Raw genomic sequence first — 25,162 nt, 5'->3', positions numbered from 1 at the left:
GTTCATTTGGTGTGGCCGGCGGCCGGACGCTATGCGTGAACAGATGTGTCCGCAGTTTGCTGTTCTTCGTGGTCGTTCATCCTCACGCCCCGGGTTTCCCGGGTGAAGGCAGCCGTCACAGCGACAATGGCCAGAGCGATGCAGACGTAGACGGTGATGGCAGTTGTGGAACCGAAGATCTGCAGAAGACCGATCGCGATGGTGGGTGCCAGGCTGCCGCCAACGATGCCGGCTAGTTGGTATCCGAGCGAAGCGCCGCTGTACCGGTGCTTGGCGTCAAATAGCTCGCAGATCCACACTGCCTGGACGCCGTACATCGCAGAGTGGAAGACGAGACCGACCAGCACGGCAAGGATGATCAAGCCGACAGATTTGGTGTCGACCAGCGGGAAGAAGGCGACGACCATCCAGATGATCGCCCCTACCGCGCCGAAGATGGTCAGCGGTTTCCGACCGAAGCGATCGCTGAGTGCGGCGAAAGCCGGATACGTCAGGAGCTGCATTCCCGCTCCAAGCATCGCTGCGGTGAGGCCAACCGTAGTGGGCAGGCCCAGGGTCTTCGAAATGTAGGTCAGGAGAAAGGTAATGAGCAGGTAGAACATAATGTCCGCTCCGGCCCGAATTCCAATCACGCGAAGGACGTCGAGGGGCTGGCGCCGCAACAGCTCAAGCACGGGGGATTTGCTGACGCTGCCACTTTGCTTCAAGGCGTCAAAGGCGGGTGTCTCGGTGACTTTCAGACGAATGTAGATGCCCACGACAACTACTACTGCCGACAGCAGGAACGGTACCCGCCACCCCCAAGCAACGAAATCGTCGTGTTGAAGGGCCGTGGACATCAGCAGCAGGATTCCGGTGCTCAGAAGGTTGCCGATGGACGCACCGACCTGAACGAAGCTTGTTAGGAAGCCTCGCCGTTCCTGGGGTGCGCGTTCGGCGATCATTAGCGCGCCGCCAGCCCATTCACCGCCAAGTGCAAGGCCCTGAATCAGCCTGACGGTGACCAGCAGAATCGGAGCGAGCACTCCTGCGGTCGCGTAGCTTGGGAGGAGTCCGATACAGATAGTTGACACTCCCATCACCATGATGGTGGCCAGCAAAACCTTTTTGCGTCCGATCTTGTCGCCGAAGTGGCCAGCTATCACTGCGCCAACGGGGCGGGCAGCAAAGCCCACAGCGAATGTAATGAATGATAAGAGCGTTCCCGTTAGAGGGTCATATGACGGGAAGAATACCTCGCCGAAGACGAGGGCGGCTGCCGTCCCATAGAGGAAGAAGTCGTACCATTCCAGAGACGTGCCAACAAGGCTTCCCATGATGGCCCGCCGCAGGGATTTTGTCTGTTCGTGCGCTGCTTGTCCGGTGTTTTCCATGATGCCTCCAGGTGGTGGTGCCGAAGCTGATGCTTTGCGATGGTTGCGTGTCACAGGGCGGAGGGCGCTGCCCGGACGTAGCCTGACTGCACATCGGCCCTTAGGGCCTTGTCGGACCGGGCTGAAGGGTGGCCGTAGCCACCTCCTCCAGGGGTGAGCATGCAGATGAGGTCACCCCGCGTGAGTGGGATGTTCTCTCCCTTGCTGATCATGGGAAGGATGACTTTCTCGCCACGGAGGCGGAACCAGGGCGCCGATGCCGCCCCGGGACCTCCACCGGCGCGACCAACTGGAGCGGTTTTCGATTGGTCTCCGAGCAGGCTCGCGCGTCCTCGATCACCGGTGTACTCGAACTCGAAATGCACACCGAGTCCGCCTCGGAATTCGCCTTCACCGAATGAGTCCTCGCGGAGCGAGTACTGGCGGACGAGAATGGGATAGCGCTGTTCCAGTGTTTCGACTGACTGGATCAGGCCAATGCTCATGAGCGAGCAGCCGTTTGAGAGCCCATCGCCAGCTTTGTGGCCCCCGTAGCCGCCTCCTAGGAAGACGTACATGACAAACGGGTCGCCTTCCTCGTCAACGCCGCCGATGGACAGGTTGTTGGAGGTAGCCGAGGAGCCCGCGGGCACTCGGTCCGGAAGCGCCCCGGCCAACGCGCCCATGACCGCCGTGATGATCCGCTGGCTTGTTTCCGCTGCGCATCCGGCCACAGGCCGGGGCACCTTGGCATTCAGGAAGACACTTTCGGGGATTACGAAAGTAAGGGGTTCAAAGATCCCTGAGTTGATGGGCACATCGGGGAAGACGTGTTTGATCGCGACAATGGCGCTGGAGACGGTGGCCGCGTAAACGGAGTTCATCGGCCCCTCGCAAGGGGGCGAGGATTTGCTGAAGTCGACTGTCATTTCCTCGCCGGAGACGGTGAGCTCAACTGCGATGCTTAGGGCCTTATCCACGATGCCGTCGTTGTCCATGTCCTCAGTGAACTGGTACGTGCCATCAGGGATGTCCTTGATATAGCTACGCATCTGAATCGAAGAACGTTCGCGCAGTGTATCGATCACCGCGGAGACAAGATCGGCACCGTATTCATCAAGAAGCTCGGTCAATCGTGCATCCCCGGCTCGCAACGCCGTCGCCTGGGCCTGGACGTCGCCCAGGACATCGTCCGGCAGCCGGGAATTAGTCTGCAGGATTGCGAGGATATCCGAATTCAATGCCTCGTCAGTGAACAGACGCACAGGCGGGATGCGCAGGCCCTCCTGGTAGCAGTCGCTCGCTTCTGCTGCGAAGCCTCCGGGGACGCGTCCACCAAGGTCTGTCCAGTGGCCTGTGTTTGCCAGCATCGCAAATAATTTGCCGCGGTAATAGAACGGCCGCACCATCTTGGTGTCCATGATGTGAGTACCGCCGGCGAAAGGATCATTCACCAAGTACATGTCGCCAGGCTTCGGATCCTCGATTGCGGATAAGACGCTGGCAACCGTGTATTGCATGGTGCCGACGAAGATGGGCAGACCGCGGACGCCCTGCACGATCATCGATCCGTCAACCGCGGAATAAATTCCGTCGGCGCGGTCCCATGCGTCTGAGATGACCGGGGAGAACGCCATGCGTTCAAAGACAGTGTCCATTTCGTCTGCGATTTGCTCGAGTCGGCCGCGGATCACGGCCAAAGACAGGGCATCTACTTCGGGCCTCATCGGGCCACCTCCACGAGAAGAGAACCATCGTTCTGGACCACCGACGTTGTGCCTGGCGGCAGGATGATGGTTGTATCTGTTTGTTCAATCACCAGAGGTCCTTCCAGTGTCTGGCCCACGGTCAACGTGTCCCGGGAGAGCACGTCGACCATTACAGTCATGCCGTCGAACGTTATGGTTCGTTTTGCCAGCGCGTGCCCGGTACTTGCGGGTAGAGCTGACCCCATTTGCAGTGACCGTTTTCCGGTGGCGACGGTACGGAGGTTTATCAGTTTGATATCCCGTGATGGGTGCCTGCCCCCATATGTAGTGGCATGCTGATCGAGGAACGCCTGGACGAGGCACTTGGCTGTCCAATTGGTCTCTACGTCCCCGAGGGGAATCCGCAGCGTGTACCTCTGCTTGCTGAAACTCATTTCAGCGAAGTGTTCGACTGTTATGACGGTGTTGTCGAAGCCGTCGTTGGTCAGCAGTACGTCACCGGTGACGCGGTGTTCGGCGAGAATGTGCTGCACTGTGTCGGCAAAGCTGCTGCCTTCAACGGTGGCATTGACTGCGGTTACGTAGTCGTACTTTGCATCCGCGATCAAGCAGCCGTAGGCGCTCAGGGCGCCTGGGTGGGGAGGGATCAGCACTGTGGTGGCACCGACAGTCCGGGCAAGTTCGACAATGTGCATTGGGCCGGCGCCGCCGAAACCGACGAAGGCGAAGTTGCGCGGGTCATAGCCCTTGTCAACGCTGACGCTTCGGATAGCAGCGGCCATCTTTTCATTGGCGATGCGGATGATCGCCAGCGCGGCTTCGTCAACAGTGAGTCCGAGAGGTTCGGCGACTTCATTGCGGATGGCATCTTGTGCGGCGTTTAGGTCAATCTTGAAACCTTCTTGTGTCCCCAACTGCTGCTTAGGGGCGATTCTGCCGAGGACGACGTTGGCATCTGTCACGGTGGGCCGAATACCTCCACGGCCGTAGCAGGCAGGTCCGGGGTCAGATCCTGCACTCTCAGGGCCGACTTGCAGTATGCCTCCGCGGTCGACTGAAGCGATTGATCCTCCGCCCGCGGCAATGGTAGTGATGTCGATCATCGGCAGTTTGATCGGCATTCCGTAGTCGATATTCTTCTCGGAAGTGATGGCTGGGCTGCCATCAGGGATGAGCGCCACGTCAAAGCTGGTGCCGCCCATATCGCAGGAAATGACGTTGGCAAGGCCCGATGCGGCCCCGAATGCGGCCGCGGCGACGGTGCCCGCGGCAGGTCCGGACAACAGGGTCCGTGCGCCCAAATGCCCAGCTCGGCTGGCGGGAGTCAGCCCGCCGTTGGACTGCATGACCTGAACTTCGTGCCTGAAGCCCTGGGAGTTCAAACGTTTCTGAACGCTGTCCAGGTATCGGCTCATCGTGGCGCTTACATAAGCGTTGACAGCCGTGGTGTTGGCCCGTTCGAATTCGCCGGCCTCGGGGCAAAGCTCATAGGACGCACTAACGGCCACGTCCGGGAGTAGTTTCGTCAGGAGTTCGACAATTCGTTGTTCATGAGCGGGATTGACGTAGCTGTTGAGCAGACATATGGCGACGCTTTCGATGTTCGCCGTTCGCAGCCGTCTTGCCAGGGCATGTACTTCATCCTCGTTAAGAGGAGCGTGAACACGGCCTTTCGAATCGATGCGTTCATCGATCTCGAAGGACAGGCTTCGAGGCACGATTGGGGTGTAACCAGTAGTCAGACCATAGGTCGTGGGCCGGTCGCGGCGGCGAAGCTCAAGCACGTCCCGGAATCCGCGGGTCGTTACAAGGGCACAGCGGTCACCCTTGCGCTCCAGGACAGCATTGGTGGCAACAGTCGTTCCGTGGACAACTGCACCTAGACGTTCGAGCGGTACTTCCAGTTGGTTGAGTCCAGACACGAGCCCCTCTGCCTGGTCCCCGGGTGTGGAGAAGACTTTGGCGATCCGCAGTCTTCCCGTTTCTGCATCGTGGAGGACCACATCGGTAAATGTGCCTCCGACGTCGATCCCAGCGATATATTCCATAAGTTTTGTTCCTTCATCGTTCTCGTTAGAAACGTGTGTTCACTGCTGAGTTGCGGCGGCGGGCTGCAAGAAGTGCAGTCATGTCGTCTGCGGCCTGGAGCAGGCCGCTCACCCATTTGTCTGTTGAGAATCGGCTGCTTGGTCCCGCCACGCTCAGTGCCGCCACCACAGAACCCGTGGAATCGGCGACTCCGGCAGCCACACCATCAATCCCTACTGCGTATTCGCCTTCGGTCACCGCATATCGTTGCCTCCTCACAGTTGGGAGGATCACGGATTTAAGGAGGTCTTTGGAACGGATGCTGTGTTCCGTCACGGGGGGCAGGTCGTCCTCCGGGTAGAGATTGTCGATCTCTGCATCCGACAGGGAAGCCAATATGATTTTTCCGGACGCGCAACTGATGAGTGGCATCCGAGTCCCAACCCCAATGTCCACCCTTAGGACGTGATTGGTCTCAAAGCGCTGGACAATAACCGCGTCGCGATGCCACGGGATTGCCAGTGATACGGCCTCGCCGGAAAGATCTGCAAGCTCGCGCATCGGCCCAAGCAGCTCACCCCCGAAGCGGGCCGCGTCCGGTACAGCTGCTCCGACCTCAAAAGCTGTAATGCCCAGAACATACTGGCTCTCCTCGTTCTGCAGGGCGAATTCCTGTTCGACAAGGGTGGCTAGGAGCATGTGTGCTGTGCTGCGCCCAATTCCCATCCTTCGGGCAACGTCGCTTACCCCAATACCATCAGGATTCTCACTCAGCAGCTTGAGCACCCGGAGGGCCATTGCAACTGTGCTTGAGGTCCTAGAGCTATTTGACATATGCGAACACCCTTCGTAAAATGCGAATGCCTGTAGATCATGCCCTGTGCCTAGAGACCGGTCAAGAGTCTTTTCCGAATTAGCCGGATGTGAGAGTACGGTCTCTGCATCTCTGGCAACCCCTTGCAGCGCGGAAGTACTGACCGTGGCGTGCGCGGTATTTTGGGATCCCGGGGGCCGCTCGAGGGATCGGCTGAAGGAGCAGCCCCACTCCTGGGACACATCGCCTAATGCCTACGACGAAGCCTAGGATGCTCATAACGGAGCGGGCCTGTCTTCATTCACGACAGCGAAGTCGCCGAGGCGGCTTGCCCTTTGGAAAGCCGGGATGGAGGGGTTTATGTCCCTCTTTTGATACCGCCCGGACGCCGGTGTTTCGGCAAGGTGTTGTCTGTGGTGTCGACGCGTTCACCGCGGACAGAGCGTCCAGCCCAGTGTTCTTCCGGTCGAGAGGATCGAAGACGTCCTCACACCGTCTGAAGGCATCTGGGTGGGTAGCGTCGCGTCGACCGCTACGGAAACAGGGCGAGAAATGTTTGAAAACCTAAGCGCCCCGGCCACCTGGCCATTGGCCGCAGGTACATGCTGCATTCGCTCTGATGGATTTTGTTGCTACCTAAAATACCCATCGCCATGGCGGGGAATTGGCGTCGCCAGCTGTCTCAAAGTGACACGTTTTGTTCCTTGCCCCCGATCCCATGCTGGAGGAGACCCTTTAGATCTCAAAGTTTGGTGAGTTGATCAGAATGATGAACCGGAAGCTTGCGCACGGTCGGCACCTCGAGTGGGGGCTACGCGCGAATGAGCAATGCAACCCGCAGGGGGCCTTCGACGGCGAGTCGGTACAGCGCAAGCAGCGCTCGGAGTTGAGAGAGCCCATGGGGCCGTGGTTGCCTGCTTCCAACGAATCAATGGTTTCAGTTGTCGGCCATACCCTCGATGGCATTTGGCCGGACACCATGGCGGCAGTGGCCTGACACGGTGCGGCGAGGACGCGGATACAAAGTAATGCTTGCGCGGGGGTCACGGGATCCACCCACTATTGAGTTTGGCGCTCAGGGTCTGTGAACAGCGTGGCAGTGACGGTACATTCCGCCACAGGTTCTTACCGGCTGGGCAGGTCCGACTAGCCGCTCTCAGCGTCTAGGTCATTGGCGACCTCAATCGGCGCCCAAGCTGCTGCGCACAAACAGTTCCTATTTACAGATCAAGGGGAAAGCAATGAAGGCTCGAGAAGCTCACAGGAGACAGAGAAAGCATGCTGCGCTTTCCGACTGGCGAGAACTGCAAGACGGTGAACGAGTAAACATTTTGAGGAATGCAATGATCGTTGCCCATGGTCGAGTGGAAGAAGTCTCGGAGAGTGGGGGAGTGCTGTGGATTCTGAATGACCAATCCCAAAACCAAGCATTTCTCAAGTCGGACGGGGTTTTTGTTCACAGGAATTGATGGCAATTGAAATGAAGCGCACCACCGCGCGACCACTGCCAGCAGCCAAGGTAGCCGCGCCAGCACGGCGTGGCCAGCGCCACCGCTGCGGCACTGCTTGGGCTGGAGTGCGTCGTCTACATGGGGGCGGAGGACTGCCGGCGGCAGGCGCTGAATGTGGCCCGGATGGAGCTCCTCGGTGCCACGGTCGTGCCGGTCACCAATGGATCCCAGACGCTGAAAGACGCCATCAACGAAGCTCTCCGGGACTGGGTGGCCCATGTCGGGAACACTCACTATCTCTTGGGCACAGCCGCCGGGGCGCACCCGTTCCCGGTGATGGTCCGCTACATTCACGAGGTCATCGGCGAGGAGGCCCGGGCCCAGATACTGGAGACCGGCCGCCTGCCAGACGCCGCCTGCGCGTGTGTTGGTGGCGGGCCCAACGCCATCGGCCTTTTCCACGGTTTCCTGGATGATCCGTCCGTCAAGATCTACGGCTTCGAGGCCGGCGGCGACGGCGTGGAAACCGGCCGCCACGCCGCCGTCATCACGCTTGGTCGTCCCGGCGTGCTGCACGGCGCCCGCTCCTACCTCATGCAGGACGACGACGGGCAGACCATCGAATCACATTCCGTCTCGGCCGGCCTGGACTATCCGAGCGTCGGACCGAGCATTGTTATCTGGCTGACATCGGGCGTGTCGGCTACGAGCCGATTACGGACAGCGAAGCCCATGGAAGCCTTCCGCCTTCTGTGCCGCACCGAGGGCACTATTCCCGAAATCGAGTCTTCCCATGCCCTGGCCGGGGCCTTCAAAGTCGGACAGCGGCTGGCTGCCGAGGTCGGCGCCGCCGGGGCAGCAGACAAGGTCGTGTTTGTGAGCCTGTCCGGCCGGGGCGACAAGGACGTGGCGACCGCCGCAGAATGGTTCGACCTTCAGGACAAGAACTCGCCCGAGGCAGCCATCGGCAAGGAAGGCGAACAGCTGTGAGCACCGCGCAGTCGACCAGCAAATCAGCGTGTGCCATCGACAAGGCCCGAGCGGAAGGCCGGGCTGCCCTGGGTTACCCCAGTGTGGAGGAGACCATTGCGGCAGGCATCGCCCTGGCACGCAACGGTGCCGACTTTATCGAAATCGGGATTCCCTACTCCGACCCAGTCATGGATGGGCAGGTCATCCAGGCGGCCACTGCCGAGGCCCTGGCCAAGGGGTTCTCCGTCCGCCAGGTCTTCGACGTGGTTGCGGGGATCACAGCGAAACGGACGCTGCTGTCCTGGTCATGACCTACTGGAACCTAGTGGTTTGCATGGGTGTGGACGAGTTCTCGCGGCGCCTGACGGAGGCTGGCGGAGCAGGACTTGTTACCCCTGATTTGATTCCAGACGAGGCAGCCGAGTGGATGGAGGCCTCCGAGGAGTACGGCCTCGATCGCGTCTTCCTGATGGCGCCCTCTTCGACCCCGGGGCGCATGCGACGCTCCGTGGAGGCGAGCTGTGGTTTCGTGTACGCCGCCTCCATCATGGGTGTCACCGGTTCCCGGGCATCGGTGAGCTCGCCCGCCACGAACGTCGTGGCCGCTGCCAGGGCTGCCGGCGCCGAACGGGTGTGTGTTGGCCTCGGTGTCTCCAACGCAGAGCAGGTTGCCGAAATCGCCGCCTACACTGATGACGTCATTGTCGGCTCGGAGCTTGTGTCGGCTCTGCACGAAGGCGGCGTTGATGCCATCGCTTCCCTCACCAGAGACCTCAGTGCAGTGCCGGCCAGGAAGTAGCCCGCATCAAGCAGACGTTCCTTATGGGTCCCGCAACCATCCCGAGCCCCGACTGGTCCGGGTTCCATATCCCGCTGCCGTGGGGTTCGCTCCGTATCACGCACGCCGAAGCCCTGTAATCGAGGGCAGCATCATTTAAACGACGGACCAGCCAACAGCCCGTCCGTGCAACCCCACGGGACGGTTCGGCAAGCTCGCTGAAAACTGCTCTGCCCGGATGGCCGGCAGGACAGGTATCGTCCGAGGGTGGCCTCGGCCGTGACTTTGGGGATCTGAGCCCAGGCACCCAGACCCTCGCCGCCCAGGAGGCCATTGGCGAGTTCTAGCTCAGGTCGGGGGCCGGGACTTCGAGTTCCAGGCTAGGGGCGTCTTCGTTTTAGGAAGCGCTGAGAAGACTACGGTTTGAGCGTACTCCAAGTCCAGGAGCTTTAATGGGCCGTTCAAACTCTGGGTCGCGCCAGGGTGTCCCAAACTGACACGGTCTCTTGGTAAACCCAAAGCTGATGCTTTAAGCATCTCCAGACATCCACTAATGCGCAAGTTATTTGGACACTAAGGCTTAATACCATCAAGCAATTCGACAAAGAAATGGTGCAGCATCTATGACGAGAATTTTAGGGACACGTTGGGACAACGTAGCTCGACGCGACGTAGTGGAAGTAAGTTTCGCGGGGAGGTTCGTGCAAGTGGGAACCGTTGATGAGTGTACTCCCGACGGTGATTTCGTGTGGCTTCTGGACAGCCTCGGAGAGCGGCGACTCTTTCATGAGCACGACGGTTACGACCTCGTGAAAGTGGATCGGTAAAGGTTTTCACTTGCAAACCGAATGCGACGTCCTGCAGGTCCTGGTTACATATTGGAGTCGCGGATCGCTCTGACAGCTGCCGAGAGCAGCATCGCGGTACGTTTCATTTCTTCCCTGCATCCTGCGAGCCTCCTGGCTACACCTTGAGATGCAGTAAAGGGCCACTCTTTCGGGAGCGGCAAGAGTCCGTTCGAAGCCACGCCCGTCAATAGTCGAACCGTCCCGTTTATAGCGGTTGCGCTGCAGCATGGAGATCCAGCTTGAGAACGGCGTGTGAAAGCAGGACCGCCCGGTCGGTCAGCTTCTCCAACTCTTCATCGTCGCAGTCGGGTGATGCCCACCGGGTCGCACCTTCAAGCAATGTCACGACAACTTTGACTCGCTCTTCCGCCTCCGGATAACCCATATCCATGGCTGCGGCTACATACATGTTCTGGTGCATCCGCACCCAGTCATCGACCTGGGCGCGGAGTTCGGCCGGAAGGATTCGTGCCGCTCTGTCCGTGGCAACCAGCAGATCCCACAGATTGCTCTCCGGAAGCCGCACCTGACGGGTGAAATGGAGCCTGACCATGGCATCCCAGAAGTCCTCAGCGGATGCGGCTTGGCCAACCGCTTCTAACAGTGCGACGCCGAACCGATGGAAGTGCCACCTCAGCGACTCTGTGACAATCTCATCCCGGCCATTCGGAAAGTGTGAGTAAAGGCTTGGAGGCTTGATGTTGACGGCATTCGCGATGGTCCGCATCGAGACTGAGTTGAACCCGTTCGCTATGGCTAGTTCAAGGAAAGCCTCAAGGATATGCCGACGCGAGACTGACTGTCCGGCCCAGCCCCACTCCTCGAGGCGGTCTGCAAAATCGTCGCGTGCAGTCACATAAGATGTACCACTCATAGCTCGACCCTAACAAGCAAATAACGTCTCAAAAACTCTTGGCTAACGATCATTCGTTAGGTACTCTTGGAGTGGCACGAAGAAACAACCGCCTTGGGCGTTGTATAGATGCGGTTCTGAGCAGGAAGAGCGGAACATGGTCACCGAAAATACAAGCTGGGGGGCCAGCCAGCAAAGCAACAACTTTGGAAGCGGCCTTTCGGGCATGATTGCCGCGCACATCAGCGCCAGAGCCTTGGAAGATAACGCGTCCCAAGACGAAGCTTGGCAGGCCCAGCAGGCCTTCCGCCCTCGGATCCCGGGGTGGCTCGCACGGCGACGCGCATCACACGGCAGCGGTGCTGCCGCTGTCTCCTAGACCCTCTTACTTTCTCCAGAAAGACCGTTATTCCATGGCCTCCGCTGAACTGCTATCCCCTTGGCCGCAGAATTCATTGCGCGAAACAGATCGAGTTCGTGAACTCTTCCTCATGCAACCTCATGCGGATCTCCATGGAATCCGGCCGATCGTGGCGCGCTCTTGGTACCGCAGCCGGGCCGCCGGGGTCGACGCCGTAGCCGATCGAGGCTTTTTTGACGAAGGCCGGGTAGACGAATACACAATCCATGCGGCCGGCCCGCATCTGCAGAAGCTGGATGAAGTGGCTGCCGACTTGGGCGGATATGTCAGCCTGACGGCACCGAACGGCGTACTCGTCAAGGCCAATTTCCTTCGTGACGACGGCTTCCCGGCCGGATATTCGCTACTGGAAGAAAGTTGCGGCAGCAACGGTGAGGGCTTGGCGCTGGAGGAAGGCCGCGGAGTCTGGCTTGCCCCGGAGGAACATTTCCGCGAAGACATGCGGGGGAACTGGTGCTTTGCTTCCCTGGTCCGGGACCCGCTCCACAACCGCGTGCGGGCAGTGATTGGTCTGACACTCCCAGCCAACCGCGTCTCCACCTTGGAACCCTCCTCGACGCTGCTGATGCTTGAGGGCGTGGCCTCGCGGATCGAACGCGACATCGAGGTGCGGACCTCTTCCAAGGAGCGGGCGCTTCTGAATGAGTACTTGAGAATCTCGCGCCGAAGGGGCAACCACGCGGTGATAGCAGTTGATGGGAAGAACTCCCTCCTGAACACCTCTGCATCGGCTTCTTTGGAAGACAGCGATTTCTCGATCATATCCGGCTACGCCACGGCGGTGATGTCTTCCGGCCGCAGCATGAACTGCGAGGTCATGCTGCGGGGGCCTGGACTGTCCACTCTGGAAGTTTCCCCTGTAACCCTGTCGCCTGCGAGTGTCGGGGCGATTGTTGTGGTCCGGCCCCATGCTCCGACCAAGGATCGGGCTGTCGCTGCTGCAGCCATACCTCTGCAGTTGGAGTCTTCCCCGCAAGGAACAGTTGAGCGGCTGATGAAGCACTTGGATGGCACCAGCACCGAATTCAAGCGCACCCTGAACCTGGCCCGCAAGGCGGTGGACGAGGGCAGGTCCGTGGTAATGATCGGTGAACTTGGCAGCGGGAAACGCCGCTTGGCGAGCGCCATCGCATCGTTGCGCGGTGGCCAAATGACAGTTGATGCACGCAGTGGCACCCTCAGGAACCACCAATTCAGGGACGTGCTCCACCGGGTGGCTACGGAACTGCCTGCGACGCTGATTGTTGAGCACGCCGATGAGCTTTCCCAGAACGAAGCCAGCGAGATCGCCCGCAACCTGCGGGGCAATTCGGCCACCAAACTGATCTTCACCATTGCTCGGCCCACAGAAGCCACCCTGCTGCTTTCCGAGTCTTTTGACGTCCTTGAGATCCCAGTGGCCCCGCTGCGGAACAGACGGGAAGACATCCCGCAACTCGCCACTGCCATTGCGGAGGAACTGGGGGAGCGCAGGCTTTCCCGCAGGCTCGTCTCGACGCTCACACACGCCGACTGGCCGCGAAACATAGACCAGCTCCGGTCCGTCGTCTCCAACGCCGTGGAGCGGGCAGAAGGTGCCGAAGTGACGGGGGACGACCTGTCACAGGGCTTCCACCGGGTCTTGACCAAGGGCCGGCTTTCGCGGTTGGAAGACGCCGAGCTCAGCGAGTTGCGCACCGCGCTTCAGGAGGCGAAAGGCAACCGCAGCCTCGCAGCGGAAACTCTGCAGATCGGCCGCTCCACCCTGTATAGGCGCATGGACTACTTCCGCAGTCGGGGCATCGACCTCTGATTCCACCGGGCAGCACGCAGGAGCCGGCCATCAAAGGATGACCGGCTCCTGCGTGCTGCCCGGCAACCCTGTCCCGTGGGACAGGTGTCCCACTCTTGTGTCTCGATCTGGCACGGATAGAGGCTTCGATATCGCGTTGTACTTGAAATCACCCGACACCGGCACCCCGTCCCATGGAGTGTTCGGCAGCGAACGACGGTACGACACGAACAGGACGACAGACTATGACCCTCGATGCCCAGGGAACCATTCTTGTGGCTCCCCACCATTTCCCGAATCTGGACCGCGAACACGCACTCGCGGAAGAGTTCGGTTACACACTCAACCCTGCGGCAGACACCGATGCCTTCCGCGACGGGCTTCCTGAGGCCGACATTGTGATGATCACGCCCTACGCCAAACTCACTGCCGACGATTTTCCGATCATGTCCAAATGCCGTGCGGTCATCAGGTACGGAATCGGTTACGACAACATCGACGTTGCCGCAGCCACGGAAGCCGGCATCCCGGTATCAATTGTTCCAGGAACAGCATCCGAGGAAGTCGCCTCTCACGCATTTGCCATGGGCCTGGCTCTGGCCCGTCGCCTGCCGGCCGGTAATGCCTCGATCCGCGACCTGGGCTGGGCCGGAACCATCGGCTACGACACACCGGTACTCTCCGAGCTTGAGGTCGGCGTGCTCGGAATGGGACGCATCGGCCAGCATGTGGCCCGAATGTACTCGGCTGTCGGAGCCCGCGTCCGGGCTTATGACCCCTTTGTCACAGACAGCTTTGTGGAATTGGCTGCCCTGGAAGACATCCTGGAGAACTCCGACGTCGTCTCGCTGCACCTGCCACTGACCGCAGACACGGGAAACCTCCTTTCCGGGGATGTCCTGGCACGGATGCGCAAGGGCGCGGTGGTCGTCAACGTGTCCCGGGGCGGCCTCATCGATGAAGCGGCTCTTGCCGAAGCACTGACCTCCGGACACATCGCCGGCGCCGGCATCGACACCTTCGCCGAGGAGCCGCTGCGTGATGGACACCCGCTCCGCTCAGCGCCCAACACCATCCTGACTCCCCACATCGCCTGGCGCTCCAACCGCTCAACGGGCGCACTGCAGGACGGAGCCGTGGAACGGGTCCGCCTGGCACTGACCGGGCAACCGCTCATCGACCTCGTGAACTGAAAAGACTGGAGACTCGAAATTGGGAACAACAAACTTGGACAACGTCGCGGAGCTCAATCCCACGGAAGATCCGCACGTGCGTCGTGGGCCGCGCGGTTTTCCGCTGCTGCCGGGCGGCTACGGCCGATCAACCTATTACACCGGAGCCCCGAGCCCATATGCCATCAAAGGCGAAGGCTACCGTGTATGGGATGACCGCGGCCGCGAACTGATCGACGCGAACAACAACTTCACGTCCTTGATCCACGGCAACGCCCACCCGGAAATCACGGAGGCCGCAACCAAAGCCCTCACCGCTGGAGCCAGCTGGGGCATCCCAAACCTCTACGAATGGGAACTTGCCGACCTCCTGCTATCCCGCCTGCCCGACCTCGACCAGGTTCGCTTCGCGAATTCCGGCACAGAAGCCGTCATGTCCGCAATCCGCGTCGCCCGGGCGAGTACCGGCCGTGAACGCGTCGTCGTCACCAAGGGCGGTTACCACGGAACGTCCGAGGTAGCCCTGGTGCCCGGCGGACCCTCCTACCAGCGTGGGGTGACCCGCGGCGTGATCGACGACGTCACCGCAGTGCCGCTCAACGACGTCGAATTCCTGCGCCAGGCGATTGAGGCCGCCCCTGATCAGTACGCGGCAATCATCCTCGACCTGCTGCCCAACCGCGCCGGCCTGCTCACGATCTCTAAAGAGTTCGTCCAGACGGCCAGGGAGCTTGCGACCCAGTACGGCATCGTCCTGATCATCGATGAGGTCATCAGCCTGCGGCTCGGATTCAACGGTTTCAGCGGCGAATACGGCGTCTCCCCCGACTTGCTGACAACCGGCAAGCTCATCGGCGGCGGCTTCCCCGTTGGAGCCCTCTGCGGCAAGGCCGAACTCATGGCCGAGGTGGACCCGACCCGGCCGGGCAGCCTGCCGCATGGCGGCACATTCTCCGGCAACCCGGTCAGCATGGCCGCAGGGGCCGTGGCCTTGCGTCTCTACACTCAAGAGGAAGTTAAGCGGCTGAACCATCTGGGCGATTCCGCACGGGACACAGTGAACTCCCGGGTCGCTGAGGCAGGCTGGGAAATCCGCGGCCGTGGCTCACTGCTCCGCGCGGTCCCGGCTGGCGCAGAGAAAGTGGACGAACAGACCCAGCACCAGCTGTGGTGGGCCACCTACGAACGGGGGCTGCTCGGTTCCCCAGCCAACCTGCTGTCCCTGTCCACACCCATGGACGAGAAGGTGGTAAGCGACATCGCTGACCGTCTGGCAGATGCCGTGCTGGCAATTGCCGCAAAGACTCCCGCAACGGAAGGCGGCAAATAACCATGAAGATCGTTTCCTACGAGCACGAATCCGGCGTTCGTGGCGGTGTCCTGATCGAAGATACCGTCTACGACCTGGAGCTGCTCTTGCAGGGTTCCAAGCAAGCCGTTCATGGAGCCACCACCGTCGTCCGTGAGTTCCTCGAGCTGTATGGTGACCGGCTTGAGGCCATTTCTGCCGAGGTCAACACGTTGGCAAGTCAGGACCCCGTGGCCCGCGTTGGTGCACGGGCCGAGATCCGCCTCACCACACCCGTGACTGATCCCTCCAAGGTCCTTTGCGTTGGACTGAACTACAAAGATCACGTAGCAGAAACCGGACGAGCCTTCCCCGAGTACCCGGACGTTTTCGCCAAGTTCGCCTCCACCATGGTTGGTCCTGAAGACGAGATCGGTGGTGCACAAGTCAGCGAGAACCTTGACTTCGAGGGTGAACTGGCAGTGGTCATCGGACGACGTGCCAGCGAAGTATCAGAAGAGGACGCGCTGGCGTACGTCGGCGGCCTCGCTCCGCTGAACGACATCACGGCACGCGACCTCCAATACCGCGGCACCCAATGGCTTGCTGGCAAGGCCGTCGACGGCTCAACCCCCTGGGGCCCTGCACTGGTGACCCTGGATGAAGTGGGCGATCCGCAAAACCTGGAACTGGCAACCCGCGTGAACGGCAATGAGGTCCAGCGCTCCAACACGCGATACCAGATCTTCCCCATCGCCCGCATCGTCTCCTACGTCTCGAGCTTCCTCACCCTGGAACCGGGTGACGTCATCGCCACAGGTACCCCGCAAGGTATCGGTGCCAAGCGGAACCCGCCTGTCTGGCTTGAGCCCGGAGACACCGTGGAGATCGAGATCGAAAAGGTCGGACTGCTTCGCAACACCGTCGGCAAGCCCCAACTCTAATTCCCTGCAAGCTCTACGAAAGTAATGAAGACCCATGAGTGAAGTACAAACACAACCAGGCGAGGCCAGGTACCGTATCGCCGTCGACACCGGCGGTACGTTCACCGACGTCGTGGTCGATTCCAACAGCGGCGACATGGCGGTCGGTAAGGCACTGACCACCTACGACCGCGTGTTCACCGGCTTCGAAGCTTCTGTCCGCCGTGCGGCGGAGTCGGTCGGCTGGAGCGGCGACGAGGTGCTCCGCAACGCCGACGTCATCGTCTACGGCACCACCCACGCCACCAACGCAGTGCTGACCGGCAAGGTTGCCAAGACCGCACTGCTGACCACGGACGGGTTCGCGGATACTCTGCTGCTCCGCGAAGGCGGCCGCCGGGATGCTTTCGACTCCAAGGCCGCCTACCCGCCGCCCTACGTTCCCCGCCAGCTGACCTTCGAGATCACCGAACGCATCTCCGCCGAAGGCGATGTCCTGGTGCCGCTGGACGAAGGGCAGGTCCGGGAAGTACTGGGTTCCTTCAAGGAACAGGGGATTGAAGCTGTTGCCGTATCCTTCCTCTGGTCGATCATCAACGACACCCACGAGAAGCGGGTTGCCGAGCTGATAAAGGAAATCCTCCCTGATGTTCCCTTCACGCTCTCCAACGAGGCCAACCCCACCATCCGCGAATACCGCCGTTCCTCTGCAGCCTCGATCGACGCCTCCCTGAAGCCCTTGATGGCCGACCACCTGGGCAAGCTACGCTCGGACCTCCAGAAGTACGGCTTCGCCGGTGACCTTCTGGTGGTGACCTCGGAAGGTGCTGTTCTCGACGTCGCCGATGTCCTGGACCGTCCCGTTCTGCTGCTGAACTCCGGCCCGTCCATGGCGCCGCTGGTCGGCGCGGCAGCGGCTCCGGACCGCGACACTGTGGTTGTTTGCGACATGGGTGGCACGACCTTCGACGTGTCCTTGGTTGAAAAAGGCGTGGTCCGCCACACGAGGGAGGCCTGGCTGGGTGAGCCCTTCGTAGGACACCTCACCGGTCTGTCCTCCGTTGCCGTCTCCAGCATCGGTGCCGGTGGCGGCAGCATCGCGTGGATCGACGGCGGCGGCTTGCTCCGCGTGGGTCCGCAGAGCGCGCGCAGCACCCCCGGCCCGGCAGCCTACGGCCGCGGCGGCGAAGAGCCAACGGTTACGGATGCATGTGTGGCACTCGGTTACCTCGATACCGAGGGCTTCGAAGGCGGGTTCACCTTGGACCGCGAGGCCGCCGTGCGGGCCATCGATACCCGCATCGCCGGACCGTTGAAGATGGACACCCTGCAGGCCGCACAGGCCATTCTGGACGTCTCTGCCAACCACATGGCCACGGCTATCCGGCAGGCTGCCTTGGAACAGGGTGTAGACCCCCGGGGTGCGCTCATCGTTGCCGGCGGTGGCGCCGGGGCCATGGTTGCCGCCGCGATTGGTGTCCTCCTCGAAGCTGAGACTATCCTCATTCCGGCCACCGCAGGTGTGCTGGCGGCCTACGGCGCCCACCGTGCACCCATCGCCACGGAGTTCCTCTCGCCGCTGCACAACGACACCCGCAGTTTCGACGCCGGTTCGGCCTCCCGCGCTGTGGAGGACCTGACGGCCAAGGCCGAGTTCTTCGTGAAGCGCTTCGATGGGGTGGGCGAGGCAGCCAACGTCACCTACTTCGTCGACGCCCGCTACCCGGGCCAGGCCTGGGATCTGCGTGTGTACCTGGATGCCGCCCCCGACACCTCCGGCGATGCCGCTGGAATCATTGAGCGGGCCTTCCACGAAGAACACGACCGCCGCAACGGCACACACGATCCGGACAGCCGCGTCGAGATCATCACCTGGGGCGTCCGTGTGGAGATCCCGCGGCCCGAGCACACGAAGGACGAGGCCGGCACCACCGGCACCAGCGAGGTCCACCGTACCGATGACATCGTCTTTGGGGGCGAGGCCTTCAGCACCCAGCGGTACCGCGGCGTCACCTTGGCACCGAGGGACAAGATCGTGGGGCCTGCAGTCATTGACCAGCCCACCACCACAATCGTCGTTCCGCCGGAGTGGAACGCCACGCTCGACGAACGATCCAACATCTACCTCACCCGTAAGGAGGCATAACCGTGACGCGCGAATTTGATCCTGTAAAGCTTTCGGTACTTGCCAATGCATTCGACGGCATCGTCCGCGAGATGACCAGCGGCCTGCTCCGCTCGGCACGTTCGTCCGTCATTAACACGGCCCGCGACTTCTCCTGCGCCGTGCTGACCGCAGACAACCAGCTCCTCGCAGCAGCGGAAGGCGTCCCCGTGCACGTCTTCGGCGCCGGCCCTCTCGGCGAGGACATGGTGGAACTCCATGATGACATACGTGAAGGTGACGCGTTCCTCCACAACGACCCCTACATGGGCAACTCCCACGCCGCCGACCACGTCATCCTGGTGCCCATCTTCATCCAGGGACGCCACCTCTTCACCGCCGTGACCAAGGCCCACCAGGCCGACTGCGGTAACTCGCTGCCCACCACGTTCTTCGCCACCGCCCGTGACGTCTACGAGGAAGGCGCCCTGATCTTCCCCTGCGTGAGGATCCAGCGCGATTACACGGACATCGACGACATCATCCGCATGTGCCGCTCCCGCATCCGCGTTCCTGACCAGTGGTACGGCGACTACCTCGCATCGGTGGGCGCATCGCGCATCGCCGAGCGCCGCATCCACGAGCTCGCCGAAAAATTCGGCGTCGATGACCTGGTGGACTTCGTTGACGCCTGGTTCGACTACTCGGAACGCCTCACCGCCAGTGCCATCGAAACGCTGCCCGAGTACGTCCTCCACGGCACCTCGGTCCACGATCCCTTCCCCGGCACCGGCCCGGACGGTGTGCACCTGCAGGCCACCATCGAGGTCAAGCCCAAGCAGGGCAAGATCACCATTGACCTTCGAGACAACCCGGACAACCTCCCCAACGGCCTGAACCTCACCAGGGCAACGGCAACGGGTGCAGCACTGGCAGGTATCCTCTCCGGTATCCCGGAGAACCTGCCGAGCAACGCCGGAACCTTCCGCAGGGTGGAGGTGCTGCTCCGTGACGGCTGCGCAGTCGGTGTCCCGAAGCACCCCTACTCCTGCTCGTCGGGAACCACCAACCTCGCCGACCGCGTGGTCAACATCGTCCAGGCCGCGTTCTCCCAAATCGACGACGGCTACGGCACCGCTGAGGGGGCAGCCGGGCAGGCACCCGCCAAGTCGGTCATTTCGGGCATCGACGAACGCAACGGCAATGCCTACGTCAACCAGATTCTGGTGGGCGGCGTCGGTGGCCCCGCCACCCCCTACGTCGACGGTTGGCCGACGTACCAACGGCCAGTCTGCGGTGCTCTTCTCTACCACGACAGCGTGGAGGTGGATGAGCAGCGTTATCCGATCCTGGTCCACGAACGCACTTTGGTAGCCGACTCCGGCGGAGCAGGTCGGCAGCGCGGCGGACTCGCAACCCGCGTCACCATGGAACCCCGGGGGGAAAGCGTCACCCTCACATACGGCATCGAGGGTAAGCTCAACCCGCCGAAGGGCGTCCGCGGCGGACACGACGGGACCGTGCCGTCGACCTGGGTGGAAGATCTCAAGACCGGTGAACGCCGTGAAATTCCCGTGGTGGGCCGCTACGACTTGCAGTCCGGCGAGAAGGTAGTGTCCATCACCCCGGGTGGTGGCGGATACGGCGACCCGCTGGAACGTGACGTACTGGCGGTCCTCGATGACTACCGCGAGTCGCGGGTTTCCCTTGAAGCGGCGGTTGCCGAATATGGCGTCGTCATCACCGACGACGCCGTCGACGAACCGGCCACGGCAAAGACCCGCCTAGAGCGTCTGCCCAGCTAGAAGTATCAGCCATAGCAACTGATTCCGGGGCGGGGTATGTTCCTCGCCCCGGGAGGTTTCACCAACTAATGACGGAGATTCACATGGAACCCATTCGAGTCGGCATCATCGGCGTCGGAAACGTTCTCAACCAATACCTGGACAAGATCGACGTCCACCCGGATGTCGAGGTTGTGGCACTGGCAGACGTTAACGCGGAGGCCGTGAAAGCCCGGGCAGCAGCTTATTCGGTTCCCAAGGCCCTCTCGCCGGACGAACTGCTGGCCGACGACGAGGTAGAGCTGGTCCTCAACCTCACCCCGCCGAAGCTCCACGCGCCGGTGACCCTCCAAGCCATCGCCGCAGGTAAGCACGTCCTTTCGGAAAAGCCGTTTGCCACCTCCCTGGAGGAAGCACGCCAGATCCTGGACGCAGCCCGCGAAGCCGGGGTGAAAGTGGGCTCCGCGCCCACCACCTTCCTCGGTTCCGGCATGCAGACCAGCCGCAAGCTCATCGATGACGGTTGGATCGGTGAACCCGTGGCCGCCTTCGCGTCCTTCGCGTGCCGCGGCTATGAGCACTGGCACCCGAACGTCGACCCCTTCTACAGCCCGGGAGCCGGCCCCATGCTGGACATCGGGCCGTACTTGATCACCAATCTTGTAAACTTCTTCGGCCCGGTCAAGCGGGTTTCTGCAACAACACCGCGTTCGTCGGAGACCCGGCCCCGTCCCGGCAAAGAGGGCGAAGTCATTCAGATCAAGACCCCGACGCACGTCACAGGCGCCATTGATTTCGAGTCCGGTGCGGCCGCAACCGTGATCGTCAGCTGGGACATTTGGAACCACAACCTGCCGCATTTGGAGATCTACGGAACGGGTGGCTCGCTGGCGGCGCCAAACCCGGACCACTTCTCCGGGGCACCTGTTCTGCGCCGTGGCGAGCCCGGCGACCTGGCGTTGGACATGACTCCTCCAGGCGGTGGCGACTGGCGGGAAACGTCAATCACTCACCGTGACGATGCCTACCGAGGCATCGGCCTGGCCGAGTTCGGCTATGCCATCCGCAAGGGCGTGGAGCCGCGCACCGGTGGCGACTTCGCCTACCACGTGCTGGAAGTCCTTCTGGCCTTTGAAGCATCCTCGGAGCAGGGCCGTCACATCGAGATTGAAAGCACCTGCGAGCGGCCACGGCCGCTGCCTTCGGTGGGGCCACAGGAGCCCTACCGTTTCGACTAGAGGGACGGACGTAAACAACTGCAGCAGCCGACGGCGGTACTGACGTGCCGTCGTCGGCTGCTGTTTTGTGTCCCGTGGGCAAGCTGCGTATCAAACTGGGACACAACATTGCCTCCCCAGGATGAAAACCTGATGTTCTGGCGAATCGGTTTGCAAATGCCGACGCACCTACGAATTTAGGAGATCGCATGACCAGCACAGCCGCTGCTGATATCGGCACCGAGGTCGACATCAAGAACGTCCGCCGCCGCACTGTCGCACAAGCAATCGTTGAATACCTTCAGGTCCAGTACAGCGAACTGGACGGTGAAAGGAGGCGCCTGATTGCCGGAATGTACGGCATCTTCGGACACGGCAACTCCGTCGGCCTGGCGCAGGGAATCGACGAATATGGCGTGGACTTCCCCCACTACCAGGGCAAGAACGAGCAATCGATGGTGCACGCGGCCATTGGCTTCGCGAAGGCCTCAAACCGCGCCGCAACCCTCGCCTGCACCGCCTCCGCCGGCCCGGGAGCGACGAACATGATCTCAGGTGCCGCCACGGCAACTACCAACCGCCTTCCGGTGCTTCTGTTCCCCGCGGATATCATCAACAACCGTTTCGGTGATCCCGTGCTGCAGCAGATCGAGCACCCGGTAGAACGGGATGTATCCGCCAACGACTGTTTCCGCCCGGTCAGCCGCTACTTCGACCGGATCACCCACCCGGCCCAGCTGCTGTCCACACTCCCTGAAGCGATGCGGGTCCTCACCGATCCCATCGAAACCGGCGCCGTAGTAGTTTGCCTGCCCCAGGACATCCAGGGCGCGGAATTCGACTTCCCGGAATCCTTCTTCACACCGCGTGTGTGGCACATCCGTCGTCGTCCGGCTGTGGAGGACGAGTATCGCGATGCTGCCGAAATCATTGCGAACGCCGAGCGCCCCCTTCTGATCGCAGGTGGTGGCGTCCGTTACTCGAAGGCACAGGAGGAGCTGGCACGCTTCAGCGCCGAGTTCGGCATTCCGGTGGCCGAGACGTACTCCGGCAAGGGAAGCGGCCCCATCAGTGAACTCAATCTGGGCGCCCTCGGCGTGACCGGCACGGTGGGGGCAAACGAAATCGCCGACGGCGCGGATGTTGTCATCACTGTAGGCTCACGCCTCCAGGACTTCATCACTGCATCACACTCACTGTTCCAGAACCCCAATGTGAAGTTCGTGAACCTCAACGTTGGCTCATTCGACGCCCACAAGATGGGCTCATTCCCCGTCATTGGCGATGCCAAACTGTCCCTTGCTGCGTTGCGGGAACGCCTCGCAGCTGTTGACTACGGCACGTCCCAGGACTTCCGCAGCGACATCGCGGACGCCCGGAAGGCCACCTTCGAGGTACGCCGGCACGACCTTCAGGCATTCCCCGGTGAGAACATGAGCCAGGCCCAGGTGATCGACGTGCTCAACCGGACGGCCACCAGCCAGGACGCCCTGGTCCTGGGCTCTGGCGGTGCGGTTGAAGGAATCCACAAGGCCTGGGATCCGTCCAACGGCACCGAGATCCACTTCGAGTACGCCAACTCCTGCATGGGCCATGAAATCCCGGCCGGACTGGGTTACCGGATCGCCCGCGGGGACGCACCGGGCGAGGTGTACGTGCTGATCGGTGATGGCACCTACTTCATGCAGCCCACTGAACTGGTCACTGCAGTACAGGAACACAAGAAGATCATCACTATCGTGATCGACAACCGCGGGCACCAGTGCATCTGGCCGCTCCAGGTGGCGAAGGGCGGGGGCCGCGAGTTTGGTACCCAGTACCGGGAACGCAGCAAGGAGTCCGGTCGCCTCGACGGAGCAATTCTGGACTTCGACATTGCGGCCAATGCTGCCAGCATGGGCTGTGCAGCCTGGTCCACGACCACCATCGAGGAATTCGAGGCGGCGCTCACCGAGGCCAAAGAAGTGGACGGGCCTGCAGTCATTGTGGCCCGTGTCGAGCGTGCGCGCTACCTGTCCGGCAACGGTGCTTTCTGGGATGTCGGAGTTCCCATGACCTCGGAGCGCCCGGGCAGCCAGGAAGGGACTGCGAAGCACCTGGAAGGCCGTGCCCGCCAGCGCTTCTACGCAGCCACCGTCGCACCTAACGCGCGCTAAACGCACCGGGCGGGACCGCTCTGGAGCGGTCCCGCCCGACGTTCTACGGGGCAACCCCGTTCTTTCAATTTTCTGACAAAGGAGCATCCACCATGAGTGCATTCGCTGTTGTAGATCCCGCCACAGGAACCACCCACGCGCAATACCCTGCGGCTACCGACGCAGAGGTGGAGGCAGGCCTCAGCGCAGCGCAAAAAACCTATCAGGAGTGGTCACGCACCACCTCCGTGGCCGAGCGGGCAGCCTTGGCCAGGCGACTGGCCGACCTGTTTGTGGAACGCAAGGACAAGCTCGCGGCCATCATCAACCGGGAGATGGGCAAGCCCCTTCCACAGGCAGTGGGGGAAGCAGAGTTTTCCGGCGCCATCGCGGCAGCATTTGCCGAGCACGCGGATCAATGGCTCGCCGATGAAGAACTTGAGGTAGCCGACGGCTTGCGGACCTTCTTCCGGTACCAAGGCCTGGGCGTGGTCCTCGGCATCATGCCGTGGAACTACCCCTACTACCAGGTGGCACGCTTCGCGATTCCCAACATCATCCTGGGCAACACCGTGATCGTCCGCCATGCGAGCCAGTGCCCCGAGTCGGCCCTGGCCCTTGAGGAACTCTTCCGCGACGCCGGTTTCCCGGAGGGTGCCTACGTCAATCTTTTTGCCACGCATCAGCAGATCTCGGACATCATCGCCGACGACCGCCTCCAGGGGGTATCACTCACAGGTTCGGAGCAGGTAGGTGCGATCGTGGCTGAGCAGGCCGGGCGTGCCCTGAAGAAGTGCGTGCTGGAGCTCGGCGGCGCTGACGTGTTCATTGTGCTGGACACCGATGACGTTGACCAGGCCGTTAAAAAGGCCGTCATGGGCCGTATGGGCAACACCGGCCAGTCCTGCAATGGCTCCAAGAGGATCGTGGTGCTGGACAAGTACTTCGATGAATTCTCAGAGAAGTTCAAAGCAGCCATTGCCGGGCAATCCTACGAAAACGGCGATTTCGGCCCGCTCTCTTCAGATTCGGCTACTAAGTTCCTCACAGAGCAGGTGCAGGGAGCCGTCGACCAGGGCGCCGAAATCCTTGTGGGCAACAACCAGCCCCAGGGCAACGTCTTCACCCCAACGGTGATCACCAACATCACGCCGTCCATGGACGTCTACAGCCAAGAGCTCTTCGGCCCGGTGGCCCAGCTCTACAAGGTCGGCAGCGACGAGGAAGCGATCAAGCTCGCCAACTCCTCGCCGTACGGCCTCGGTTCCGTGGTGATCTGCGACGATCTTGAGCGCGCTGAGCGCGTCGGCAACCAGCTCGACGTCGGAATGGTCTTCATCGGCGCATACGACCTCAGCGGAGCCGATGTTCCCTTTGGTGGCGTCAAGAAGTCCGGCTACGGCCGCGAACTGGGCAAGGTGGGCATGCTGGAGTTCGCGAACAAGAAGTTGTTCCGCTTCGCCAAGTAGCAACCTTTTATGCAAGCACTAAAACGCTAGAGGAGGCCGGATCATCCAGATCCGGCCTCCTCTTGTTGCGAGT

At 61.5% G+C, this 25,162-nt stretch carries 15 protein-coding genes and 1 pseudogene; 11 read left to right on the top strand and 5 right to left on the bottom strand.

The genetic code is table 11. The features are described 5' to 3' along the window. Nucleotides 1–29 precede the first annotated feature (29 nt). From AC1DDO_RS17155 to AC1DDO_RS17140, 4 genes are read right to left on the bottom strand one after another with little or no spacing between them, the layout of a single operon-like run. Nucleotides 30–1,373, bottom strand: a complete 1,344-nt coding sequence (locus AC1DDO_RS17155; RefSeq protein WP_476972363.1) for an MFS transporter — start codon at nucleotides 1,371–1,373, stop codon at nucleotides 30–32. A 50-nt stretch (nucleotides 1,374–1,423) separates the two neighbouring features. Further along, on the bottom strand, nucleotides 1,424–3,079 hold the full coding sequence (locus tag AC1DDO_RS17150) for a hydantoinase B/oxoprolinase family protein (RefSeq protein WP_476972362.1): 1,656 nt from the start codon (nucleotides 3,077–3,079) through the stop codon (nucleotides 1,424–1,426). Then, a complete protein-coding gene (locus AC1DDO_RS17145; protein ID WP_476972361.1) occupies nucleotides 3,076–5,109 on the bottom strand; it encodes a hydantoinase/oxoprolinase family protein in 2,034 nt (677 codons plus the stop codon). Before AC1DDO_RS17145 ends, AC1DDO_RS17150 begins: the two co-directional genes overlap by 4 nt. Before the next feature lie 25 nt (nucleotides 5,110–5,134). Continuing rightward, nucleotides 5,135–5,875 (bottom strand): IclR family transcriptional regulator, encoded by a 741-nt coding sequence (locus tag AC1DDO_RS17140; RefSeq protein ID WP_441410137.1) that lies wholly within the window; start codon nucleotides 5,873–5,875, stop codon nucleotides 5,135–5,137. Nucleotides 5,876–7,441: 1,566 nt separating this feature from the next. On the opposite strand from AC1DDO_RS17140, the gene AC1DDO_RS17135 reads away from it, so the two are divergent. Continuing rightward, nucleotides 7,442–8,344 carry a pyridoxal-phosphate dependent enzyme gene (locus AC1DDO_RS17135; RefSeq protein WP_476972360.1) on the top strand — a complete coding sequence of 301 codons (903 nt, stop codon included), beginning with the start codon at nucleotides 7,442–7,444 and terminating at the stop codon, nucleotides 8,342–8,344. Then, nucleotides 8,341–9,125, top strand: a pseudogene (trpA, locus tag AC1DDO_RS17130) (tryptophan synthase subunit alpha). The gene AC1DDO_RS17135 and the pseudogene trpA overlap by 4 nt, the downstream one beginning before the upstream one ends. 1,032 nt (nucleotides 9,126–10,157) lie before the next feature. Here trpA and AC1DDO_RS17125 read toward each other — a convergent pair. Further along, nucleotides 10,158–10,826 (bottom strand): TetR/AcrR family transcriptional regulator, encoded by a 669-nt coding sequence (locus AC1DDO_RS17125; RefSeq protein ID WP_476884067.1) that lies wholly within the window; start codon nucleotides 10,824–10,826, stop codon nucleotides 10,158–10,160. 392 nt (nucleotides 10,827–11,218) lie between these two features. Here AC1DDO_RS17125 and AC1DDO_RS17120 point away from each other — a divergent pair, with 392 nt between their 5' ends. The 9 genes from AC1DDO_RS17120 to AC1DDO_RS17080 all read left to right on the top strand — a co-directional run bounded on the left by AC1DDO_RS17120 (nucleotide 11,219) and on the right by AC1DDO_RS17080 (nucleotide 25,089). Continuing rightward, a complete protein-coding gene (locus AC1DDO_RS17120) occupies nucleotides 11,219–13,018 on the top strand; it encodes a sigma-54-dependent Fis family transcriptional regulator (RefSeq protein WP_476972359.1) in 1,800 nt (599 codons plus the stop codon). A 224-nt stretch (nucleotides 13,019–13,242) separates the two neighbouring features. After that, on the top strand, nucleotides 13,243–14,190 hold the full coding sequence (locus tag AC1DDO_RS17115) for a C-terminal binding protein (RefSeq protein ID WP_441410134.1): 948 nt from the start codon (nucleotides 13,243–13,245) through the stop codon (nucleotides 14,188–14,190). Between the two features lie 19 nt (nucleotides 14,191–14,209). Further along, nucleotides 14,210–15,499: an aspartate aminotransferase family protein gene (locus AC1DDO_RS17110; RefSeq protein ID WP_476972358.1), complete on the top strand. Its 1,290-nt coding sequence runs from the start codon at nucleotides 14,210–14,212 to the stop codon at nucleotides 15,497–15,499. Between the two features lie 2 nt (nucleotides 15,500–15,501). Continuing rightward, on the top strand, nucleotides 15,502–16,401 hold the full coding sequence (locus tag AC1DDO_RS17105; RefSeq protein ID WP_441410132.1) for a fumarylacetoacetate hydrolase family protein: 900 nt from the start codon (nucleotides 15,502–15,504) through the stop codon (nucleotides 16,399–16,401). 34 nt (nucleotides 16,402–16,435) lie between these two features. Next, the gene (locus AC1DDO_RS17100) at nucleotides 16,436–18,526 is read left to right on the top strand and encodes a hydantoinase/oxoprolinase family protein (protein ID WP_441410131.1); all 2,091 of its coding nucleotides are present in this window, start codon (nucleotides 16,436–16,438) and stop codon (nucleotides 18,524–18,526) included. Nucleotides 18,527–18,528: 2 nt separating this feature from the next. After that, the gene (locus AC1DDO_RS17095) at nucleotides 18,529–20,289 is read left to right on the top strand and encodes a hydantoinase B/oxoprolinase family protein (RefSeq protein WP_476972357.1); all 1,761 of its coding nucleotides are present in this window, start codon (nucleotides 18,529–18,531) and stop codon (nucleotides 20,287–20,289) included. 83 nt (nucleotides 20,290–20,372) lie between these two features. After that, on the top strand, nucleotides 20,373–21,506 hold the full coding sequence (locus tag AC1DDO_RS17090; RefSeq protein ID WP_441410129.1) for a Gfo/Idh/MocA family protein: 1,134 nt from the start codon (nucleotides 20,373–20,375) through the stop codon (nucleotides 21,504–21,506). A 188-nt stretch (nucleotides 21,507–21,694) separates the two neighbouring features. Next, complete coding sequence (gene iolD, locus AC1DDO_RS17085; RefSeq protein ID WP_476972356.1) at nucleotides 21,695–23,641, top strand: 3D-(3,5/4)-trihydroxycyclohexane-1,2-dione acylhydrolase (decyclizing); 1,947 nt, start codon at nucleotides 21,695–21,697, stop codon at nucleotides 23,639–23,641. A 92-nt stretch (nucleotides 23,642–23,733) separates the two neighbouring features. Further along, nucleotides 23,734–25,089 (top strand): aldehyde dehydrogenase family protein, encoded by a 1,356-nt coding sequence (locus AC1DDO_RS17080; RefSeq protein ID WP_441410127.1) that lies wholly within the window; start codon nucleotides 23,734–23,736, stop codon nucleotides 25,087–25,089. The last annotated feature ends 73 nt before the right edge of the window (nucleotides 25,090–25,162 follow it).

The sequence above is a fragment of the Arthrobacter sp. 10N43 genome, assembly GCF_056394525.1.
This window is presented reverse-complemented; position numbering and strand designations above follow the sequence as displayed.

Coding starts and splice junctions, on each gene's coding strand:
- AC1DDO_RS17155 (WP_476972363.1), bottom strand. CDS start 1,373: ATGGAAAACACCGGACAAGCAGCGCACGAACAGACAAAATCCCTGCGG.
- AC1DDO_RS17150 (WP_476972362.1), bottom strand. CDS start 3,079: ATGAGGCCCGAAGTAGATGCCCTGTCTTTGGCCGTGATCCGCGGCCGA.
- AC1DDO_RS17145 (WP_476972361.1), bottom strand. CDS start 5,109: ATGGAATATATCGCTGGGATCGACGTCGGAGGCACATTTACCGATGTG.
- AC1DDO_RS17125 (WP_476884067.1), bottom strand. CDS start 10,826: ATGAGTGGTACATCTTATGTGACTGCACGCGACGATTTTGCAGACCGC.
- AC1DDO_RS17120 (WP_476972359.1), top strand. CDS start 11,219: ATGGCCTCCGCTGAACTGCTATCCCCTTGGCCGCAGAATTCATTGCGC.
- AC1DDO_RS17115 (WP_441410134.1), top strand. CDS start 13,243: ATGACCCTCGATGCCCAGGGAACCATTCTTGTGGCTCCCCACCATTTC.
- AC1DDO_RS17105 (WP_441410132.1), top strand. CDS start 15,502: ATGAAGATCGTTTCCTACGAGCACGAATCCGGCGTTCGTGGCGGTGTC.
- AC1DDO_RS17100 (WP_441410131.1), top strand. CDS start 16,436: ATGAGTGAAGTACAAACACAACCAGGCGAGGCCAGGTACCGTATCGCC.
- AC1DDO_RS17090 (WP_441410129.1), top strand. CDS start 20,373: ATGGAACCCATTCGAGTCGGCATCATCGGCGTCGGAAACGTTCTCAAC.
- iolD (WP_476972356.1), top strand. CDS start 21,695: ATGACCAGCACAGCCGCTGCTGATATCGGCACCGAGGTCGACATCAAG.
- AC1DDO_RS17080 (WP_441410127.1), top strand. CDS start 23,734: ATGAGTGCATTCGCTGTTGTAGATCCCGCCACAGGAACCACCCACGCG.